Consider the following 20,117-nt stretch of genomic DNA (forward strand, 5'->3'; position numbering starts at 1 on the left):
CATCGCGGAAGACGAGCCAAACCGGGAATTGGCGCCTTTTCGCCATGCTAGTCCGGCGTTCCCCGAATCGAGCACGCTCGATACTGCAAGTCATGCGCTCGAACAACGAATAACCGCTGCGTAACGCGTGGGAGACCAACCATGAAAACCCTTAGCTTCCTGACGCATCAGGAAATTTTCGACCAGGCCGTGGATCATTTGTTGGGCCAGAAGCGCGCCGCGCTACTGCCGCGAGGTGGCGGCGCTTATCGCGGCTACTGTGGCGGCTGCCCGGTCGGCAGCTTCATCAAACCGCGCGACTACATGACCGCGATGGAAGGCATTCCGGTGCGCTTCATCGGCAAAACGCCTGCGGAGATACCAGCATATATGGACGTCGGCGTGTCCGCACTGAAGAAAGCGCTGCTGCGCTCGCGCATCAACGTGTACGACGCGGCCACCGTCGACCTGCTCAGTTGTCTGCAAAACGTGCACGACGTTTTCGGCACTTGGGAATGGCTGGAGCGCCTGGCCTCTATCGCCCGTCAGTTTGGCTTGTCCGCTGACCGGCTGAAAAGCGCGGCGTAGGCAGAAAAAAACCCGCTTGGATGCCGCGGCGGCGCCACGCTGCGGTGTCGCGGCGCACCGCCAACGGTTCCGCAAACCCGAGCTCCCGAGTCACGGAGGCCGCATTCGCCCACTCCCGGCCGAGCGCTCCATTTGACGTCCAAAAAGCAAAACGGCGATGTGGCTTCTTTCGAAGCTCACACCGCCGTTCGGCCGTGCGGAAAACGCGTGCTTAGTGCAGCTTTTTCGGCAGCATCTGGCTGCGCAGGCGCTTGTGCAGGCGCTTCACAGCAGCAGCCTTCTTGCGCTTACGTGCCGTGGTCGGCTTTTCGTACGATTGACGCTCACGCAGTTCAGCGATCAGGCCATTCTTTTCGATTGCGCGACGAAAGCGGCGAATCGCCACTTCGAACGGCTCGTTTTCTTTCAGAAGAATCGTCGTCATTTAATTCCTAACTCAATCACTTGATAGGGGTAAATTGCGTGGCGGCATACCGCTCACGCGCCGGCCCTCCGGTCGTTTCAGTTCATGGCCAGTAACAGGCAAACGCGGGCAGAACCCGGCCAAACCACGAATAAAACGGAGGCAAAGCGGCCACGGAGGCCGGAAAAGAGAGGTGGGGAGTTCACCGCGGAACGCGGACAGACATAATGCAAAAGCCGCGTCTGCTGCTGTTTCGCCAACCTTTCATCAATAAAAAAGCTTTGACGAAACAGGCAAAGATCTCAATTCACTCCCGATGATATCAGGAAACTCTCCATCCTACCAGGGGTTTAGGGATTGCGCCAGGTCGCCTATGGCATGCTCAGGCGCTCGCTTCGTCCAGTTCACGGATATCGGCGCCCGTGAGCATCAGATGCACGGCGGCCACTAGGCTTTCGAGTTGCTCGACAGAAGTAGCGCTGGCAATCGGGGCCGTAACACTGGGTCGCGCGATCAACCAGGCCAAAGCGACGGTGGCCGGCGTGCTGCCATGAGCGTCCGCGACCCGATCTAGCGCGTCGAGAATTCGCAAACCGCGATCATTCAGATACTTTTCGACCCGGCTGCCGCGCGCCTTATCGGCCAGATCCGCCTGCGAACGGTATTTCCCGGACAGAAAGCCGCTCGCCAGACTGTAATACACCACCACGCCGAGCTGATTGGCGAGTGCCACCGGTTCGATTTCTCGCTCATATTCGGCGCGATCATACAGGTTGTACTCCGGTTGCAGCACCTGGTATTCGGGCAGGCCGTGCTGCCGGGATACGGCCAGCGCTTCCTCGACCCGTGCGCCGCTGTAGTTCGACGCGCCGATCATCCGCACCTTGCCCGCCTCGATCAGCTTCTGATAAGCGCCAAGTGTTTCGGCGAGCGGCGTTTCGGTGTCGTCGTCGTGAGAAAAGTAGACGTCGATGTAGTCGGTCTGCAAGCGCCGCAGCGAATCCTCAACGGCCGCCTGAATGTTGGCCGCCGACAAGCCCTTGCGCTGCGGATGCTTCGAGACCTTGGTGGCAACCACGATCTTGTCGCGCTTGCCGCTCCGACGGAACCACTTGCCGATGATCGTTTCCGATTCGCCGCCCTGGTTGCCGGGCACCCATGCGGAATAGACATCCGCGGTATCGATAAAGTCGAGACCGGCGTCGACAAACGCATCCAGAATCGAAAACGAGGTGGCTTCATCGGCGGTCCAGCCGAAAACATTGCCGCCGAACATAAGCGGCGCGACCTGTAATTCCGAACGCCCAATCCTGCGCTTTTGCATGATGTCTCCAGGGTTTGTCACAAGAGAAAACGAGAATACGCCGTCTTTTCAATACCTGCAGTGCATCTGCCGAATAAGGCTGCAAGGGGCTTTCAGCCACATTGCAATATGCCCGGCGTGGAAAGCGTCAGGTCCGTCATTGCATAAGTCCCTCAAGTTTTTTTTAGTGGGGCCGTCAACCTTCACTGAGGCGGCCAGCAATGAACGAGTGCTTCCGCCGATGCCAACGTGGCGTATTGGGCTCAAGGCTTATTTAGGAGATTTTCCATGCTCGGAATCAATAGCAACATCAACTCGCTGGTTGCACAGCAAAACCTTAATGGCTCGCAAAGCGCCCTTTCGCAAGCCATCACCCGCCTGTCGTCGGGCAAGCGCATCAACAGCGCGGCTGACGATGCAGCAGGCCTGGCAATCTCGACGCGTATGCAAACGCAGATCAACGGCCTGAACCAGGGCGTGTCGAATGCGAATGACGGCGTGTCGATGATTCAAACCGCATCGAGCGCACTGTCCTCGCTGACCTCCAGCCTGCAACGTATCCGTCAGCTGGCGGTGCAAGCATCGACCGGTTCGCTGTCGTCGAGCGACCAGGCCGCGCTGCAGAAGGAAGTTTCGGCGCAGATCTCTGAAGTGAACCGTATCGCGTCGCAAACGACGTACAACGGCACGAACATTCTGGACGGCTCGGCAGGCAGCGTGTCGTTCCAGGTCGGCGCGAACGTCGGTCAGACGATCAGCCTGGATCTGAGCCAGTCGATGTCGGCAGCGAAGATCGGTGGCGGCCTGGTGCAAACGGGTCAAACGGTCGGCACGATCGCGGTCAGCCTGAGCGCGACGGGCGCATACACGAGCACCGGTGCAACGATCACGTCGGTCAACGTTCTGTCGGACGGCAAGGGCGGCTATACCTTCACGGACCAGAACAACACCGCCATCACGTCGGGCGTTGCAAACGCAATCTTCAGCGCAGGCACGGGCGCGGGCTCCGGCACGGCCATCACCAGCCTCGCCATCAGCACGGCAGCTCTGCCGACGACCGGCGCAGCTTCCGGTGCCGCCATCGCCGCAGTCAATCAGATCAACGCGATCAACGCGCCGCCGACGGTTTCGGGCCTCGACATCAGCACGGTCACGGGCGCGAACGAAGCGATGGTCTCGATCGACAACGCGTTGCAAACGGTCAACACGCTGCAAGCCGCACTGGGCGCCGCGCAAAACCGCTTCACCGCAATCGCGACGTCGCAGCAAGCTGAGTCGACCGACCTGTCGTCGGCACAATCGCAAATCACGGACGCCAACTTCGCACAAGAAACGGCGAACCTGAGCAAGGCGCAAGTGCTGCAACAAGCTGGTATCTCGGTGTTGGCGCAAGCTAACTCGAACCCGCAGCAAGTTCTGAAGCTCCTGCAGTAAGAGCTGATGCGGTAACGGCGATGCGTCGCGCGCAAGCGGGGCGCATCGCCGGGTTTGAAACGACGGGAGGCATGCCTCCCGCTGTGCATTTCGATCACATAGTGATGTAGCATCGCGCACCACCTAATACAGATTTCCAGACGCCCGGAGCCTCTGCATGTCCTCGATCTCAACCTCGTCTTCTACAGCAAGCGCCAACGCCGCGCTGCAGTCGGCTGCTCAATCGATCATCAGCGGCTCGACGGGCAATTCGTCGATGGACGTGTCGACGCTCGTCACGGCACTCGTGAACGCGAAGGTCGCCGGGCAAACTTCGGCTCTGGCGGCACGACAAACCACCGACAGCACCACGCTGTCGGCGTACGGCGCGCTAAGCTCCGCGCTCAGCGCCCTCCAGTCGGGCATCACGAATCTCGCCAACGGCAACACGCTGGCAACGTTCGCGGCAACCGCGAGCGGCACCGGGCTGACCGCGACGGCCGGCGTCGGCGCCGTGGCCGGCAGTTATTCGATCGCCGTCACGCAGATCGCCAGCTCGCAAGCCTTGTCGTCGGCGGCCTTCGGCTCCACGACGCAACTGGGCACCGGCACGTTGTCGATTTCGATGAACGGCAAGTCGATGGATATCAACGTCGACAGCAGCAACAACACGCTCTCGGGCATCGCGTCGGCGATCAACGCGAGCAGCAGCAACCCCGGCGTCACGGCAACCATCGTCACCGGCACGGACGGCGCCCACCTCGTGCTGCGCGCGGCGAACACGGGGGCGGCCAACGTCATCAATGTTTCGACCAGCAACATCACGAGCGATACCGGCCTGTCGAGCCTCGGCGTGACGTCGATGGCAAGCACCACGGGCGGCCAGTCGACCATAACGTCGGCCAATTCGAGCAGCGCGTGGACGCAGAGCGGCTACGCGCAAGACGCGGAGTACACGATCGGCGGAATCGCGGGCAGCAGCGCGAGCAACGCGGTGACGGGCGCCATTTCAGGCGTGACGATCAACCTGACGGCGGCGGCGGTCGGGACGCCGGCAGGCACCCCGCAGACGCTGACCATCGCGCAGGACACCACCGCGCAGAACACCGCGATCAACAATTTCGTGAGCCTGTACAACACCGTCGTCACGACGATGTCCACGCTCACTTCGTTCAGCGCCGGCTCGACGTCGCAAGGCCCGCTGCTGGGCGACTCCACGCTGCAGACCATCAAGAACACGCTGGCCAACATCATCGGCGGCGCGGTCGGCTCGGGCAGCACCGGCACCACGCTGGCGGCGATCGGCATCACGTTGAAGGACGATCCGGCCGACGGCACAATGGTGGTCGACAACAACGCGCTTAACACCGCGCTGACGAGCAGCCCGGCCACGGTCGCATCGCTCTTCAACTCGACCAACGGCATTGCCGAACAGTTGAACGCCAGCATCACCACCTTCACGCAGACCGGCGGCATCATTGATACGCGCAACAGCGCGCTGAACGCCGACCTGAAGAGCATCACCACGCAACAAACCGCGCTCGCCGACTACACGACACAATTGACGAACCAGTATCAGGCGCAGTTCACCGCCCTGAACACGTTGATGGCGACCATGAACAACAATTCGCAATACCTGACCGCGCTGTTCGGCGGCACCAACAGCGCAGGCGCGCTGGCCACGAACAAGGGCTAAGCCATGACCGCGCACAACATGAACCAGATGGAATTGGTCGAACGTGTGCTTTCGATCACGCGGCAAATCGAGCAGGCCGCCTCGCTGGCGGACTGGCCGGAAGCCGCCCGCCTGACCGAAATGCGTTCGCCGCTACTGATGTCGCTCACCGCGAATCAGGAACCGGCGGCGCTGGACATGATCCGCCAGATCCAGGCGATCGACGCGGCGCTCCTCGCGGACGCGGCAGTGACCCAGAACGAACTGCATTTCGAGTTCGAAGCGGCGATCGGACGCACCAAGGCCGCGGGCGAATACCAGCGGATGGCGCGCCTGTAAAAAACCGGAGCGGAGCCGCGCAAGGCGGCATCCGTTCCCAGACAGCCGGTTCAGCCGGCCGACCCAATAATAAGAACTACGTGCCGAAGTGAGGCGCGCTCGTTCCCTCGGCCCGCCTCGTGCGGGCTTTTTTCTTGCCTTCCGGCTTTCCGGCCCCTTCCTCCATACGCTAAACAGGCGGCCTTTTTACCGTCATCTCCGCGCATCGGAAAGACCGGCCTCGTCGCACAATTTCCTCCATAGAACATTTTGCGCCGAGACCATGACTCTCCTGTACGAGCAGCCGCCTGCTGAACCCCTGACGCCCGAACAACAACTCGAGCAGGACATTGCGCTCGTGTTGCAAACGGCGCTCGACCATCACCACAAGGGCGAATTCGAAGACGCCGAAGCGCTCTACCGGGCGATCCTCGATGCAAAGCCGCAGCACGCGGATGCCCTGTATGACCTAGGTGTGTTGCTCGGTCAAACCGGCCGCCCAGAAAACGCCGTGCCTGTGTTCGAGTTAGCGCTGGGCCAACAGCCGCATAACGGCCAGTATTGGGCGGCATATGTCAGTGCGTTGATCGACGCCGGTGAAAGCGCCGCTGCGTGGCTTGCACTGGAAATGGGCCAGAAGCAGGGTCTGAAGGGTCCGGCGGTAGACGGCCTGATCGTACGAATGGCCAATCCCGGCAAGGTCATCGCGACGCAGCCTGTGGCAGTACAGAACTCGCAGGCCGGCGGCAGCGCCGCTGTCGAGACAGATACCGGCGCGGCAAATACAGCGGCCGAAACCGGTAAATCCACAATCGCGGCCGGACGGCGCGTGAGCCAACAGGAAACGACGCGATTCACGTCGCTGTACAACAAAGGCCAAATCGCCGACGCCGTCAAACTGGCACGAACGTTCACCCAGCGGTTTCCCGCCGACGGTAACGCGTGGCGCTGGCTCGGCATTGCACTGCATCGTCTAGGCCGGTACGACGACGCGCTCATTCCCTTGCGCAAAGCTGCCGAACTGCTGCCGGAGGAACTGGAAAGCCGCACTGTACTCGCGGATACGCTGCGCCTGAAAGGCCTGCACAAGGATGCCGAAGAAGTCTGCCGCGCGATCATCGCGATCAATCCGGCGTACGCCGAAGCGCAACGAATCTACGGCATGTCGCTGGTTCACCAGGGACGCGTGGCCGAGGGTCTGGCAGCCGCGCGGCGCGCAATCGAACTGGCGCCGGACACGTCCGGCATGCACAACACGCTGGGCGTGCTGCTGCTCGATCTGGGCATGGTGAGCGAGGCTGAAAAAAGCTTTCGCGTCGCGCTGGAGAAGGACCCGAAAGATGCGATCGCAGCGGACAATTATCTGTTTTCGCTCACTCACAATCCCGCAGTCAAGCAGGACACGCTGTTCGCCGAACACCTCAAATTCGCTCAACAGCACGAAGCGCCAGTGCGCGCGCAATGGCCGCGTCATGTGAACAAGCGCACGCCGAATCGCAAGCTGAAAATCGGCCTCGTTTCCGGCGACTTGTTCCGTCACGCAGTTGCCTCCTATCTGCTGCCGATCATGGAGCGCCTCGCCACCGATCCCGGTGTCTCGCTGCATGTGTACAACAACCACATTGCGGTAGACGACTACACCCATCTGCTGCGCAAATGCGCCCATGAGTGGCACCAGGTCACCGGCATGCCGGACGCGCAGTTGGCGAACCGGATTCGCGACGACAGAATCGACATTCTGTTCGACCTGTCCGGCCATACGGGCCGCAACCGCCTTCTCACGTTCGCGCGCAAGCCCGCACCGATCCAGGTCAGCTGGCTCGGCTATCCTGCGACGACCGGGCTAAGTGCGATGGACTATTACCTCGTGGACCGGTTCGGCGTGCCGTTCGGCCCGGCGGAGCAAATGTTCTCCGAAAAGATCGTGCATTTGCCGGCGAATGCGCCCTTCCTGCCGGAAGAAAGCGCGCCGCCGGTCAATATTCTGCCGGCCATGCACAACGGCTATGTGACATTCGGCAGCTTCAACCGCCTCAACAAATTGCGCCCCGATGTGATCGCTCTCTGGGCGCAATTGCTGCACGCACAACCGTCGTCGCGAATGTTGCTGGGCGCGATTGCAACCGACGAGGATGAGCAGCTTCTGATTGACTGGTTTGCCGACGCAGGCATCTCGCGCGAGCGCCTGATGTTCCGCCGTCGTTCGAGCATTCCGGTCTACCTGCAACAGCATTTTCACGTCGACATCTGCCTCGACACGTTCCCGTACACGGGCTCGACCACTGTGCTGAACTCATTGTGGATGGGCGTGCCGACCTTGACGATTGCAGGCGACACGTTGCCCAGCCGCGCCGGCACCACCTGGATGTCGCATGTCGGGCTGGAACAGTTTCTCGCCACGGACAAGGCGGATTTCGTCACCAAGGGCGTCACGTTGTCCTCCGATATCGCCACGCTCGCCGCGCTGCGTACGGGCTTGCGCGAGCGCTGCATGGCGTCGGCGGCATTCCGGCCTGAAGTGGTCGCTGCCGGTTTGTCGCGCGCGTTGAGAATCATGTGGCAACGCTGGTGTGACGATCAGCCGCCCGTCGCATTCGAAGTCGCGGCGGAAGAAGCCGTTGCCGCCGCGGTCGACACCGCCGCTCCGTCCAGATCAGAGGAAAACAAATGAATGCAGCCTTACCGCTTGGGGCCGTCGCGCCGCAGATCGACGAGCGCATTTACGTTACCCAGCCGCATCTCCCGCCGCTCGAAGACTTCATTCCCTATCTTCAACAGATCTGGGACAGCAAGATCCTGACCAATGCCGGCCCGTTTCACCAGCAGTTCGAAGCGGCGCTGTGCAAGTATCTCGGCGTCAAGCATCTTGCGCTGTTCACCAACGGCACGCTGGCGCTGCTCACCGCGCTGCAGGCGTTGCGCGTGACCGGCGAAGTGATCACCACGCCCTATTCGTTCGTTGCCACCGCGCACTCGCTGGTCTGGAACGGTATCAAGCCGGTATTCGTCGACGTCGATCCGCACACGCTGAATCTCGACCCTGCGAAGATCGAGGCGGCGATCACGCCGCAGACCACCGCGATCATGCCGGTGCATTGCTACGGCAAGCCGTGCGACGTCGACGCGATTCAGAAGATCGCCGACAACTACAATCTGAAGGTGATCTACGACGCGGCCCATGCTTTCGGCGTGCAGACCGAAACCGGCAGCGTGCTCGAGCACGGCGACCTCGCCGTTCTGAGCTTCCACGCGACCAAGGTCTTCAACACGTTCGAAGGCGGCGCGATCATCTGTCAGGACGCCAAGACAAAGCAGCGCATCGACCATCTGAAGAACTTCGGTTTCGTGGATGAAGTGACCGTGGTGGCGTCAGGCATCAACGGCAAGATGAGCGAGATCAACGCGGCATTCGGCTTGCTGCAACTGCAGCACATTGATGAAGCGCTGGCACGGCGCGCGCGGATCGATGCGCTCTACCGCGAACGGTTGCGCGACGTGCCCGGTATCAGCTGCGTGCCGAAAGGGGGCGAGAAAGTGGCGAACCACTCGTATTTTCCGATTCTCGTCGGCCCGGAGTACCCAATCAGCCGCGACGCGCTGTATCAGAAGTTCCGCGACGCGAACATTTACGCGCGCCGCTATTTCTATCCGCTGATCTCGGACTTTCCGATTTATCGCGGCCTGCCTTCCGCACGCCCGGAAAATTTGCCGGTCGCGCACGCCGCTTCACGGAAGATACTGTGTCTGCCGATCTTCCCGGCACTGACGGACGACATGCTCGACCGCATCGTCGGGATCATCGCGGGTAGCTGAACGTCATGAAGCTCGCGATCATGCAGCCCTACCTGTTTCCGTACATCGGATATTTCCAGCTGGCGGCGGCAGTCGACAAGTTCGTCTTTTACGACGACGTGAACTTCATCAAAAATGGCTGGATCAACCGGAACCGGATGTTGCTGGGCGACCAGGTGCGTTATCTCACCGTGCCGCTCCGCGGTGCGAGTCCTTCGTTAAAGATCAACGAGGTACTGGTCGAACCACGCGAGCGCTGGCTGCGCAAGCTGCTGGAATCGATTCGGCATGCGTATGCCAAAGCGCCTCACTACGCGCAGGTCAGCGCGTTGGTCGGGCGGATTCTGGCAGAGCCTCTCGCACCTGTTTCGCAGCTCGCGTCGCACACTGTCATGGAAATTTGCAAGTACCTCGAGATCGATACAGAATTCGTCCCGTCTTCGACGAAGTACGGCAATGCGCAACTCAAAGGTGCCGAGCGGGTCATCGATATCTGCGCGAGAGAGCACGCGAGCACCTATGTGAATCTGCCGGGTGGCCGCGCACTTTACGATAGTGCGGCATTCTTGACGCGCGGCGTGGAGCTCGCCTTCGTTGAACCGAACCTGTGTCCCTATACGCAGTTCGACGATACTTTTCACCCCGCCTTATCGATTCTCGACGTCCTGATGTTCAACAGCAAAAAACAGCGTTAGAGATATGCTGTGCGTCGAGGTGAACGCATGATCCCGCGCGAGCCGCGCGCAATCGGCGGATATTTCGAACTGGAACTTCCACGAGCAGGAGCGACGCTTCACGACGACGCGTTGCGTTTCCAGTCGTCGCGCGCGGCGTTTCTTGCGCTGCTTCGGGCAGTGCGGCCGACTGCCGTCTGGATGCCCTGGTACATTTGCGACGCGATGATCGAGCCACTGCGCATGACCGGCACGCCGTTCAAACGCTATCGGCTCGACGCCGAATTGCGCGTGCAGCCTGTCGATATCGCACAAGGTGAGTGGCTAGTTTACGTCAACTATTTCGGCTTGTGCGCTCAACAGGTCGACGATGTGCTCAGCCGGTTCCCACGCGAACGCGTCGTGATCGACAATGCGCAGGCGTTGTTCGCGCGGTCCGCGGATTGCCTCGCCACGCTGTACTCGCCGCGCAAATTCCTTGGCGTGCCGGATGGCGGATACCTCGTTACACGGCAGCCGATCGCGATGCCGGAAGCTGCCGACGATGCCTCGTTGCTGCGCAGCGGCTATCTGCTGACAAGGCTCGCGAAAAATGCGGAAGCAGGTTACTCCGACTACGCCGCGGCCGAAGAAAGCCTCAAGCACCAGGAACCGTTGCGCATGTCGGCACTGACGCAACGGCTGCTCGCCGGCGTCGACTACGAAAGCGTCCGCGCACGGCGAGCCGAAAATTTCGCCTATCTGCACGATAAATTGCAGCGCTATAACCGCTTCACGTTTCGTTACGACGAAGATGCGGCGCCGCTCTGCTACCCGTTTTTCGGCGCGCCGCCCGGCATGCGCGAGGTTCTTCGAGCGCAACGCATCTATACGCCCACTTACTGGCCGGATATCGCAACCGCTGCAGGCGCACCGGACTTCGAGCGCAGGCTTCCCGAATCGACCTTGTGCCTTCCTTGCGATCAGCGGCTGACGCACAGCGATCTGGCGCCGATGGTGCAACACCTACTGGACCGACTCGCATGAGCGACAACACGATATTCCTGCGCGAGATCGAACGAGGCGACCTGTCGACCATCAACACATGGCGCGCCGACAAGGCGCTGGTCAGTCATTTAGGCGGCGCCTTCCGATACGTGGGCACCGAGATCGACAGTAAATGGTTCGATAGCTATCTCGGCTCCCGGACGAATAACGTGCGTCTCGCCGTGTGCCTCGCGTCTACAGAGGAAGTTGTCGGCGTGACGTATCTGCTAGGCATCGACTGGGTGAGCCGCTGCGCGGAGTTCTCGATTCAGATCGGCGCCGAGACGGCTCGCGGCCGGGGCATTGGCGAGGCCGCCACGCGCCAGACGCTCGAGCACGCATTTGGCGACCTCAACCTCCACCGTATTTCGCTGACCGTGCTCGCGTCAAATGCGCGCGCCATCGCGCTCTACGAGAAAGTGGGCTTTCGCGCCGAAGGTCTTTTGCGCCAGGCCGTCTTCAAAGGCGACCGCTATCTCGACGTCATGCCGATGGCCATTCTGGCCGCCGATCGACACTGAGCCTTTTGCTTTTGCCGTTACCTCGCTCCATTCATGAACACGATTGACGCTCGACACCACACCGAACTCGCCACGGCGGGATGGACGGTGCTCCCCGGACTGATTCACACCGAATTGCTCGATTCGCTGGTGAAGGCGCTCGGTCCTTCGCTCGCGTTGCGCGACCAGATCAGGCGACGCAACGGCGTGCTGGAAAACAGCGCCGGCACTTTGCATCATCTGCTGATGGATGGCCCGAGCTACGTCGAATTGCTGGCGCAATTCTCAGCGCTCGAGCCGCTTTTCAAAGAATACTTCGAAGGCAACTTCGTTCTGAATTCGTACGGCGGCGTGATCAACGAGCGCGACTCGCGCTCTTACGTGCAGAACGTGCACCGCGATATCCGTTTCGGCTCCGACTCGCGGCGCTTCATGGTGAACGCATTGGTGATGCTCGACGATTTCACGCTGGCCAATGGCGCGACGCATATTCTTTCGCACTCGCAAAATCTCCAGCAGCAGCCCACCGACGAGCATTTCTACGCGCAGGCTGCGCGGGCGACCGGAAAGCGCGGTTCGGTTCTGCTGTTCGATTCCCGCATGTGGCACGCCACCGGCCGCAATACCACCGATGCGCCGCGCCGTGCGCTGACACTGACGTTCACCAGCCCCTTCTTCAAGCCGCAGCTCGACTACGCGCGGCTATTCGGATACCGCAATCTCGACCGCTGCAACGCATGGATGCGCCAGGTGCTCGGCTTCAACGCCCGGGTGCCGGAGTCGCTCGACGAGTTTTATGTGCCGGTTGAGCAGCGGTTCTATCAACGTGGACAGGATTGACGACCATGAACAGAGACTACGACGCGGAAGCGAAAGATCATCCCGAACATCGCTACGCTTACGACTTCGATTATCTGATGCACGAATACATGCTTCGGACATTCGCACCGTTCGTCGTCGGCGGCAACGCGCTCGAACTCGGATGCTTCGAAGGTAACTTCACGCGACTCCTGGCACAGCGCTTCGATTCACTGGAAGTCGTCGAGGCATCGGCAGACTGCATTGCCGTTGCGTCGGACAAGACGAAAGGCACCGTCAAATTCCATCACTCGACGTTCGAGACTTTCGAACCCGCGCGACGCTACGACAACATCTTCCTGATTCATACGCTCGAACACCTCGATCATCCGGTCGAAGTCCTGAGCCGGATCGGCAACTGGCTATCGAAAGGCGGCCGCCTGTTCGTGGCCGCGCCAAATGCGCGCGCCGGATCGCGGCAGATCGCAGTCAACATGGGGCTGATCGACCATCACGCGGCCGTGACGGCGGCTGAAGCCGCACACGGTCATCGCGTGACGTATTCAATCGACACGCTGCGAGCCGATCTGCGTGCGGCAAAGCTTCGCCCGGTCACCGAAGGCGGAGTCTTTTTCAAGGGCCTCGCCAACTTCCAGATCGATGCGGCATTGCAGGCCGGCATCATATCAAGAGAGTATCTGGATGGCTGTTTTGAGCTCGGGCGTGTCTATCCCGACTTGTGCTCCAGCGTCTACGCGATCTGCAAGCGCGGCACGGGCGCCTGATCGATTGCGGTCCGGCTGCGAAGGCGCCCCGCGGATGTCCCTCCGCATCCTTGCGTTGCCGTTGTTCCGCGCGCCGGCGTGCCCAGTGTCCTTGTTAGCCGCAATGCCGCGCGAACCCGCCTCTTGCTCGCCTGGAAGTAAGCGCCTCACACTTCGCATGCCGCGACGTTACTGAAACGTCGCATTGACCGAAAGTTGCACCGCGTTACCCTTCGGCCGATTGCTGGTGTTGAATTCGTTGACCCAGCGCAGCGCAGCCGAAATGGGGGTCTTCTGCACCTTGCCCGACCACGTGATCATCGGCCCGAGCCCCACGGAATGCCCCTGGTCGCCACCGACAATGTCCGCAATGCCGCCGCTGTCATGGCCGATCTGCTGGATATAGCCGCCCACCACGCCGACGCCCCAGCCGCTGCTGAAGCGCTTGAGCACGAGCAGATCGAGCACGCTGACCGGTGCGTTGTGATAGTGGGTGTCCTTATTGGGCGTATAGAACTCGAGGCCGTAATTCAACGACAGTTCGATGTTCTCCTTCGGCAGCAATTTCGTATAGGCGATTGTCGGCGTGAAGGTCCACGTGTTCTGTCCGGCGTTGGCAAGCCGGTTCGAGTTGTACGCACCGGTCGGCGCGTAGATCTGCACGCTCAACGCGACGTGGTCGGTCTTGGTCAGGTGATAACCGGCAATGACTGGCGTGAAGAAGAAATCGGCGAACTGCGTGCCGTGGTCGTTCGGCAAGCGACCATGAAACGACGAGATGTTGGTGTACTGAACCGGCACCCCGAACGACGACGCGAAGTTCCAGCCGCCCACGGTAATCCCCCACGTCTTGACTGCGGCGAGGATCGTGTATTCGGCCTTCGCATTGACGCCTTGCGTGACCTGGCCGGCGATCGGAATCGACTTGCTCGCGCTTAGCGAGCCTTCGTAATAGATCGTGGCGGCCGACACGATCCAGTCGCTGGTGGGTGGCACGATGCCGCCGTACGGCGTCACCTGCTGGCCGGTGATCGGACGGCCTATGCCGCCTTCCGTCGCCCACGCCGTCTGGGAGAGGCTCACGCCGACGGTGGTCAGAAGCGCGCCTTTGCACAATCCGGCAACGAGCCGACCGGCTGCGAACAAACAGTTAGGTTGACTCATAATCGTCCTCATCGAATGGATGTTCGGCATTCTCACTCGTCCGGCACCGCATCTGGGCAGCCTGCGTCCGCAAGCCACACTGCGCGCATGTGCGCAGGCATCAGGTTTCGCGCACAATTGGCGGCGCGATCGACGCCGGCACGGCCGTCGTCACGCATGTCGCCGCCTTCCTGTGCATGTCGATGTCCAGGCCGTCCATGCGCGCCTCAGCGCTCTGCCGTGTGGGAACATCCAGCTGTGGTCGAGCACGGTGTCGAACACGTTCGGCGTGTAGTGGTTACGGATGTTGAATGGGACGGCGAGATTGAGCGAGTGACTATCTTTATTGACGTCGGCGGCGGATGCCTGAGCCAAGGCCCGCGACCGCACGAACGCAGCGGCGTTTAACGTCCTCATCCGAAACGCGCAACGGTAACCCATTATCGAGCCTTGTATTATGGGTATTTCTTCCAGGCGTGCACCCGCCTTTCCCCGACGAAAAATCATTCAAAGGAATGGCGTTAGGGTGACCGATTCAAGTCCAATTGATTTCGCGCGTGTTTGCGAATTCGAGCAGCTACGCGCGGCCGGACGCCACATCGCGCAAATAAAGCGCGTTATATCACTCAAGCAATCTAGAAAGGTGGCGCAGCTGAGTACGGGGCTTGCATGAACGGTCCTTGAAACGAGAGACGCCGCATCAAACGAAGCATGCGGAAAGGAGAAGATTTACCACGCTGCTATCGTTAGGAATACTAGCAACGATTTCTGAAATCACGGAGATAAATTTGTAACACGGCCAGAAGCCAGGTCAGTCGCGACCGGCTTGCCCGCTTATTCAATCGGCATTGTGTTTTGCCGGGACAGGCCCAAGCCTCAATGTCGAAAAAATCCCACAACGGCTGCAATAAACCCTTTGGCCCATTAGACTGGCGCTCGCTTGAGTTCGACCCACCGTTTTCGATGAGGCTTTCATGATTCGCACGCTGCACCGGTACTGCATCGCCTTCACCGTTGTCCTTCTTTGTGCCTGTGCCGTGACGCCGCGACAGGACGGGGTGTCGCAGGCCGGCGCATCGACGGCCGCCGCGTTGGCGTCGTGGAATGACACGAAGACCAAACGCTCGATTGTCGACTTCGTGACGCTCGTGACTACGCCCGAGTCCAAGGACTTCATCCCGCGTGCCGACCGGATCGCCGTATTCGATAACGACGGCACACTGTGGCCCGAGCAGCCCGCTTCGGTGCAATTGGTGTTCGCGCTGCAACGTGTGAAGACGGTGGCCGGACGGCATCCGGAATGGAAGCGTCAGGAGCCGTTTCGCTCGATCCTCAAAGGCAATCTCAGGAATGTGGCGGCAAGCGGCGACAGCGGCTCGATGCGGGTGTTGGCGGCGGCCCACGCCGGCATGACGGGCGATCAGTTCGCCGCACTCGTGCACGAATGGTTCGATTCCGCGAGCGACCCGCACTTCAACCGGCCCTACGCCGATCTCGCGTATCAGCCCATGCTCGAGTTGCTTGCCTATCTGCGCGCGAACGGCTTCAAGACCTATCTGGTGACGGGCGGCGACGCCGAGTTCGCCCGCGACGTCGCCCAACGCATGTACGGCATTCCGCCCGAGCAGGTGATCGGTAGCACCGTTAAGTATCGGTACGGCCAGAGCAACGGTGCGGTCTCGCTGACGCGCCTCGCGCAAGTCGACACGCTGGTCGACGGCTCGGCCAAACCGCTCGCCATCGAGCGCGTGATCGGCAGACGTCCGGTGATCGCGTTCGGTAACTCGGAGGGCGACGGGCCAATGCTCGAATGGACCTTGGCAGGCGATGGCCCGCGCCTCGCCGCGCTCGTGCATCACACGGACGCGGAACGCGAATACGCATACGATCGCACGGCGAAGAGCGGCAAACTCGATAAAGGTCTGGACGACGCCGGCGCGAAAGGCTGGCTTGTCGTCGATATGAAAGATGACTGGAGAGTCGTGTTCAAGCCGGACGGCGCGACAACGGCCGCGGCGCCGACAACGGCCCGGCCGAACTGAACCTGAAGCTCAGAAGGCCGTGGGCCAAGCGGCCTTCTGCGACTGATTCGATGTCGCCGGCGGCTCATCTAGCGGCTCAGCGTAATCGCCAGATACGTGGCATAGAGCATGCCGCAAACCAGTAACGCCCACACCGGCACGCCGCGCTCACGCACATTGATACGCAGCCACGCCGCGGCGGCCAGCGTGATCACGATGCCGGTCACCACTTCGATACGCGGCACCCACGGCGTCAGCAGGATACCGATTGCTGGCAGCAAGGTGCCCTGAAACACCATCGCACCGGTGATGTTGCCGAAGGCCAGCGTGTCCTTGCCGCGGCGAATCCAGAGAATGCTGTTGACCTTCTCGGGCAGCTCGGTCGCGATCGGAATGATCAGCAGCGAGAGCAGCAGCGGCGACACGCCGAGCGCCTGCGAGACACCGCGCACACCATGGATGAAACCTTCCGCACCCCACACCAGCAACGCGACGGCGAGCGCCAGTTGCACCACGATGGTCGCGAGGTTGGTCGGCACGCCGAGGCGCGAGATCAGCATCTTGCCCGGCGCTTCAGTGCCGTGGCCGGCATCGACCAGATCATTCGATGCACGGAAGGTCATCACCACATAGGTGACGTACACGCCGACCAGTGCGACGCTGAAGAGCGCGCGTACGATCATTTGCTCATGCGGCACGTACATCGCCGCAGCGGCCAGCACGAACGCGCACAGGAAATAGTTGAGGTCGCGCGTGAAACCCGTACGCTCCGGCGCGACCCAGCCGCGCGCGCCGCGTGAGCCGAGAATCGCGAGCGTCATGAGGAAGGTGGAGAGGGTGGAGAGCATCAGCGGCGCACCGAGAATCGCGCCGACGCCGATTTCCTGGTTGACCACGTTATCGGTCGTGCCGCCGGCGATCGCGAGCAGCGGTACGAGCGTCTCGGGCAACGCCGTGCCGACGGCGGCGAATAGTGAACCCGTCACGCCTTCGGAAATCTTGAGGCGTTCGCCCAGATGCTCGAGTGCGTTGGTGAAAAGCTCGGCCGCCACCAGAATGACGACCAGCATGATGGCAAGTTCGAACAGGAGACCGGTCATGCGCGGCGCTCCGCGGGCAGGCAGAGGCAGAGACGCGGCGAACGGACGAGAGGGGAGACTCGCTGGATGCGACGATTTTTCACAGGGCAACTCCGCGGTCGGACGTAGATGACTAACCAATGACGCACCGCCGCCCGTCCGACCAGAACGAGGCAGTGCGTCAATGGTCTCGCCAAACCGACCCGGTCGAACGCGCCATGACCCGCAGGCCAAGTATGTTGACGCGCTCTCCTTCAAAGGCATGAAGGAAGGCTACTCCCCAGTGACCGGGAGATTCTAGCGGCAGCGGGCGCTTTCAACAACCTTGTTGCGGGGAGGCGTTGTTCGAGCCCGATCGGTTAGTCGCGCAGTTGCGAATCCAGCAGGTTAGTTGAAGTGATATTGCACGCCGATTGTGAAGCTGTTATTCGTTCTTCGGGTGCCGTCGTGGTTGCTGGTGTCGGTTGTCCATTCGCCCACCGCGCTCACGTGTTTAGCGAATTTATATTCGACGCCTAAACCCCAGTGAGGACGGATGTTCGGCCAATCCGTTGTCAATCCAATACGGACATAGGGCATGAACTGATTGAACGGCATGCCGAATTTCGCATCGATTCCGCCGTCTTTATAGGTTGTCGAGCCATGATGCAGATCGGCAAAAACTTCGGCGCCCGCGACGAAACGGTCGACGTCAAAGTTATATCCCGCCGTGAAACCGGGAAAAACCGTGGTGTGCGATGCTTTACTGTGAACGCCTGAAGCATCGGAGGTGTTCACACCCAACTTGAAACCCACATAGGGACCGGCAAACTCGCTTGCACCTATTTGAGGCGCCACCGATTGCGCGTGGACGAGATTGGATAGCATCATGATCGATGCGGTTAAAATCAGCCGGGTTATTTTGTACATGACCTGCAATAAAGCGATTGGCGCGCGGATAGATCGCGACGCCTTTATTAATCAGTGAAGCGATGTCGAAATGCCGCTTCGGGGATATTCACGCGATGCAATTTGCATGAACAAAACATGCTAATTAAGAGGATAGGGTGGGGCAATGGGAAATTTCCGCATGGAGACGTTCAAACGTCCGATTCTTAGTTTCAATACAGACAAAGCGCATTTTTTAGGATAATTCTGCAAAGCGCATGCGAGCGTACGCAGCGCGTCGAAGGACGATTATTTGCAGGAATGTGGGAGCTTAGGCGGCAGTCGTCTGAACACGACATGACCGTAAAAAACAAAAGGGCTTAGCGCATATTGCGTAAGCCCTTGAGCGAGATCGACTCTTTTTGGTGCGCCCGGCTGGGATCGAACCAGCAACCCCTGCCTTCGGAGGGCAGTACTCTATCCATTGAGCTACGGGCGCTTCAACACGAATGCGCGGCACCAGAACGGATGCGACGCCAAAGCGAGACCGAAAGGATACCCGGTTTCCGCCATACCGTCCACCGGACGGCCTGAATGGCGGTCTTCGCAGTCTTTCGCACAACCCGCGCGATGCGGGTAAACGCCTGCTGAACACCGCGCCGCGCCCCTCGCCGCCGCCGAAATGTTCCGTCTATAATCGTCCGTGCCTGATTAAAGAACAAGAAGTTGCCGTCACGCTGTACCGCTCACATACCCACGGAGACGAGACAAGCATGAGCGAAGCACCACACGGAGCCCCGATCAAAACCCCCGGGCAGCTCGTCGCCGCAATCATCGCCAGTTTTGCGGTACCGATCGTCATCATCGTTCTGCTAGTGATCTACGTCGACAATTCGACGCGCACCGGCGCCGGCACCGACTCCCTCTCCGAAGCCGAGGTCACCGCCCGCATCAAGCCGTTTGCCCAGGTCGACATTCGCGACGCCAACGCGCCGCGCGTCTACAAGACCGGCGAGGAAGTGTACAAAGCGGTGTGCTCCGCGTGTCACGCGTCGGGCGCGGCGGGCGCGCCGAAATTCACCAATACCGCCGACTGGGCACCGCGCATCGCGCAAGGCTTCGACACGCTTCTGCACACGGCGCTCTCCGGCAAAGGCGCGATGCCCCCGCGCGGCGGCACCAGTCCGGACGACTACAGCGATTTCGAAATCGCCCGCGCGGTCGCCTACATGGCGAACAATTCCGGCGGCAGTTTCCCTGAACCGGCTCAGCCGGCAGCGGGCGCCGCGACGGCGGCGGCATCCGGTGCTGCTGCGGCGGCGCCGGCCGGCGCTTCCGACGCGGGTGCGGCTCAGGCAGCCGCAGCGATGGCCGCCATGGCGAGCGTGCCGCAAGCGGCCGCGCCGGCAGCGGGCGGCACGCAAAGCGCCGACGCGTCGCAAGCCGGCAAGGCGTTGTATCAGCAGGTTTGCCAGGCCTGTCATGCGGCCGGCGTGCTGAACGCACCGAAGTTCGGCGACAAAGATGCGTGGGCACCCCGCCTGAAAGAGCCGATGGACACGGTCTATAACTACGCGCTGCACGGCAAGGGCGCGATGCCGCCGAAGGGCGGCTCGACAGCTTCCGACGCGGATGTGAAGGCCGCCGTCGACTACATGGTCAGCGCGGTGAAGTAAAACGCTCGCGGGGTTTGCCGCATCACTAAAAAATCCCTGCACCGCGGTGACGCGGTGCAGGGATTTTCTTATATCTCGGCCGGCAAACAGGCCTACGC

At 61.0% G+C, this 20,117-nt stretch carries 18 protein-coding genes, 1 tRNA gene and 1 riboswitch; of the genes, 13 read left to right on the plus strand and 6 right to left on the minus strand.

The features are described from left to right. The first annotated feature begins 141 nt into the window (after positions 1–141). On the plus strand, positions 142–567 hold the full coding sequence (locus B0G81_RS25135) for a hypothetical protein (RefSeq protein ID WP_134138642.1): 426 nt from the start codon (positions 142–144) through the stop codon (positions 565–567). Positions 568–778: 211 nt separating this feature from the next. Here the strand turns inward: B0G81_RS25135 and rpsU are convergent, their stop codons facing one another. Further along, complete coding sequence (gene rpsU, locus B0G81_RS25140; RefSeq protein ID WP_006050883.1) at positions 779–991, minus strand: 30S ribosomal protein S21; 213 nt, start codon at positions 989–991, stop codon at positions 779–781. Positions 992–1,352: 361 nt separating this feature from the next. Then, positions 1,353–2,294, minus strand: a complete 942-nt coding sequence (locus tag B0G81_RS25145) for an aldo/keto reductase (protein ID WP_134138643.1) — start codon at positions 2,292–2,294, stop codon at positions 1,353–1,355. 267 nt (positions 2,295–2,561) lie between these two features. On the opposite strand from B0G81_RS25145, the gene B0G81_RS25150 reads away from it, so the two are divergent. The 10 genes from B0G81_RS25150 (at position 2,562) to B0G81_RS25195 (ending at position 13,254) form a co-directional block, all read left to right on the plus strand. After that, positions 2,562–3,707 carry a flagellin gene (locus tag B0G81_RS25150; protein ID WP_134138644.1) on the plus strand — a complete coding sequence of 382 codons (1,146 nt, stop codon included), beginning with the start codon at positions 2,562–2,564 and terminating at the stop codon, positions 3,705–3,707. A gap of 157 nt (positions 3,708–3,864) precedes the next feature. Beyond that, complete coding sequence (gene fliD, locus B0G81_RS25155) at positions 3,865–5,382, plus strand: flagellar filament capping protein FliD (RefSeq protein ID WP_134138645.1); 1,518 nt, start codon at positions 3,865–3,867, stop codon at positions 5,380–5,382. A gap of 3 nt (positions 5,383–5,385) precedes the next feature. Then, complete coding sequence (gene fliT / locus B0G81_RS25160; RefSeq protein WP_134138647.1) at positions 5,386–5,700, plus strand: flagellar protein FliT; 315 nt, start codon at positions 5,386–5,388, stop codon at positions 5,698–5,700. Positions 5,701–5,962: 262 nt separating this feature from the next. Further along, on the plus strand, positions 5,963–8,350 hold the full coding sequence (locus B0G81_RS25165; protein WP_134138649.1) for a tetratricopeptide repeat protein: 2,388 nt from the start codon (positions 5,963–5,965) through the stop codon (positions 8,348–8,350). Beyond that, entirely contained in the window at positions 8,347–9,492 is a 1,146-nt protein-coding gene (gene vioA / locus B0G81_RS25170) for a dTDP-4-amino-4,6-dideoxy-D-glucose aminotransferase VioA (RefSeq protein ID WP_134138652.1), read from the plus strand. The genes B0G81_RS25165 and vioA overlap by 4 nt, the downstream gene beginning before the upstream one ends. A gap of 5 nt (positions 9,493–9,497) precedes the next feature. Continuing rightward, positions 9,498–10,166 carry a WbqC family protein gene (locus B0G81_RS25175; protein ID WP_134138654.1) on the plus strand — a complete coding sequence of 223 codons (669 nt, stop codon included), beginning with the start codon at positions 9,498–9,500 and terminating at the stop codon, positions 10,164–10,166. 27 nt (positions 10,167–10,193) lie between these two features. Continuing rightward, positions 10,194–11,171 carry a hypothetical protein gene (locus B0G81_RS25180; protein ID WP_134138657.1) on the plus strand — a complete coding sequence of 326 codons (978 nt, stop codon included), beginning with the start codon at positions 10,194–10,196 and terminating at the stop codon, positions 11,169–11,171. Then, entirely contained in the window at positions 11,168–11,692 is a 525-nt protein-coding gene (locus B0G81_RS25185; RefSeq protein WP_134138660.1) for a GNAT family protein, read from the plus strand. Before B0G81_RS25180 ends, B0G81_RS25185 begins: the two co-directional genes overlap by 4 nt. A gap of 33 nt (positions 11,693–11,725) precedes the next feature. After that, on the plus strand, positions 11,726–12,511 hold the full coding sequence (locus tag B0G81_RS25190) for a phytanoyl-CoA dioxygenase family protein (RefSeq protein WP_134138664.1): 786 nt from the start codon (positions 11,726–11,728) through the stop codon (positions 12,509–12,511). A 5-nt stretch (positions 12,512–12,516) separates the two neighbouring features. After that, positions 12,517–13,254: a class I SAM-dependent methyltransferase gene (locus B0G81_RS25195; RefSeq protein ID WP_134138667.1), complete on the plus strand. Its 738-nt coding sequence runs from the start codon at positions 12,517–12,519 to the stop codon at positions 13,252–13,254. Positions 13,255–13,422: 168 nt separating this feature from the next. Here B0G81_RS25195 and B0G81_RS25200 read toward each other — a convergent pair whose 3' ends face one another. Then, on the minus strand, positions 13,423–14,397 hold the full coding sequence (locus B0G81_RS25200; RefSeq protein ID WP_243856581.1) for a transporter: 975 nt from the start codon (positions 14,395–14,397) through the stop codon (positions 13,423–13,425). A 953-nt stretch (positions 14,398–15,350) separates the two neighbouring features. On the opposite strand from B0G81_RS25200, the gene B0G81_RS25205 reads away from it, so the two are divergent. Next, positions 15,351–16,418, plus strand: coding sequence for an HAD family hydrolase (locus B0G81_RS25205; RefSeq protein ID WP_134138670.1), 1,068 nt, complete (start codon positions 15,351–15,353; stop codon positions 16,416–16,418). Between the two features lie 68 nt (positions 16,419–16,486). Here the strand turns inward: B0G81_RS25205 and B0G81_RS25210 are convergent, their stop codons facing one another. The 3 genes from B0G81_RS25210 to B0G81_RS25220 all read right to left on the minus strand — a co-directional run bounded on the left by B0G81_RS25210 (position 16,487) and on the right by B0G81_RS25220 (position 18,842). Then, positions 16,487–17,497 carry a sodium:calcium antiporter gene (locus B0G81_RS25210; protein ID WP_134138674.1) on the minus strand — a complete coding sequence of 337 codons (1,011 nt, stop codon included), beginning with the start codon at positions 17,495–17,497 and terminating at the stop codon, positions 16,487–16,489. Positions 17,498–17,597: 100 nt separating this feature from the next. Further along, positions 17,598–17,770, minus strand: a riboswitch (yybP-ykoY riboswitch). Between the two features lie 93 nt (positions 17,771–17,863). Beyond that, complete coding sequence (locus tag B0G81_RS25215; protein ID WP_134138678.1) at positions 17,864–18,385, minus strand: outer membrane beta-barrel protein; 522 nt, start codon at positions 18,383–18,385, stop codon at positions 17,864–17,866. Positions 18,386–18,766: 381 nt separating this feature from the next. After that, positions 18,767–18,842 (minus strand) — tRNA-Arg (locus B0G81_RS25220). 274 nt (positions 18,843–19,116) lie between these two features. Here B0G81_RS25220 and B0G81_RS25225 point away from each other — a divergent pair. Then, the gene (locus B0G81_RS25225; RefSeq protein WP_134138681.1) at positions 19,117–20,019 is read left to right on the plus strand and encodes a c-type cytochrome; all 903 of its coding nucleotides are present in this window, start codon (positions 19,117–19,119) and stop codon (positions 20,017–20,019) included. Positions 20,020–20,117 lie beyond the last annotated feature (98 nt).

This window comes from Paraburkholderia sp. BL6665CI2N2 (genome assembly GCF_004366535.1).
In the GTDB taxonomy this organism is placed as follows: Bacteria; Pseudomonadota; Gammaproteobacteria; order Burkholderiales; family Burkholderiaceae; genus Paraburkholderia.

Coding starts and splice junctions, on each gene's coding strand:
- B0G81_RS25215 (WP_134138678.1), bottom strand. CDS start 18,385: ATGTACAAAATAACCCGGCTGATTTTAACCGCATCGATCATGATGCTA.
- B0G81_RS25210 (WP_134138674.1), bottom strand. CDS start 17,497: ATGACCGGTCTCCTGTTCGAACTTGCCATCATGCTGGTCGTCATTCTG.
- vioA (WP_134138652.1), top strand. CDS start 8,347: ATGAATGCAGCCTTACCGCTTGGGGCCGTCGCGCCGCAGATCGACGAG.
- B0G81_RS25135 (WP_134138642.1), top strand. CDS start 142: ATGAAAACCCTTAGCTTCCTGACGCATCAGGAAATTTTCGACCAGGCC.
- fliD (WP_134138645.1), top strand. CDS start 3,865: ATGTCCTCGATCTCAACCTCGTCTTCTACAGCAAGCGCCAACGCCGCG.
- B0G81_RS25150 (WP_134138644.1), top strand. CDS start 2,562: ATGCTCGGAATCAATAGCAACATCAACTCGCTGGTTGCACAGCAAAAC.
- B0G81_RS25185 (WP_134138660.1), top strand. CDS start 11,168: ATGAGCGACAACACGATATTCCTGCGCGAGATCGAACGAGGCGACCTG.
- B0G81_RS25200 (WP_243856581.1), bottom strand. CDS start 14,397: ATGAGTCAACCTAACTGTTTGTTCGCAGCCGGTCGGCTCGTTGCCGGA.
- B0G81_RS25175 (WP_134138654.1), top strand. CDS start 9,498: ATGAAGCTCGCGATCATGCAGCCCTACCTGTTTCCGTACATCGGATAT.
- B0G81_RS25225 (WP_134138681.1), top strand. CDS start 19,117: ATGAGCGAAGCACCACACGGAGCCCCGATCAAAACCCCCGGGCAGCTC.
- rpsU (WP_006050883.1), bottom strand. CDS start 991: ATGACGACGATTCTTCTGAAAGAAAACGAGCCGTTCGAAGTGGCGATT.
- B0G81_RS25195 (WP_134138667.1), top strand. CDS start 12,517: ATGAACAGAGACTACGACGCGGAAGCGAAAGATCATCCCGAACATCGC.
- B0G81_RS25145 (WP_134138643.1), bottom strand. CDS start 2,294: ATGCAAAAGCGCAGGATTGGGCGTTCGGAATTACAGGTCGCGCCGCTT.
- B0G81_RS25180 (WP_134138657.1), top strand. CDS start 10,194: ATGATCCCGCGCGAGCCGCGCGCAATCGGCGGATATTTCGAACTGGAA.
- B0G81_RS25190 (WP_134138664.1), top strand. CDS start 11,726: ATGAACACGATTGACGCTCGACACCACACCGAACTCGCCACGGCGGGA.
- B0G81_RS25205 (WP_134138670.1), top strand. CDS start 15,351: ATGATTCGCACGCTGCACCGGTACTGCATCGCCTTCACCGTTGTCCTT.
- fliT (WP_134138647.1), top strand. CDS start 5,386: ATGACCGCGCACAACATGAACCAGATGGAATTGGTCGAACGTGTGCTT.
- B0G81_RS25165 (WP_134138649.1), top strand. CDS start 5,963: ATGACTCTCCTGTACGAGCAGCCGCCTGCTGAACCCCTGACGCCCGAA.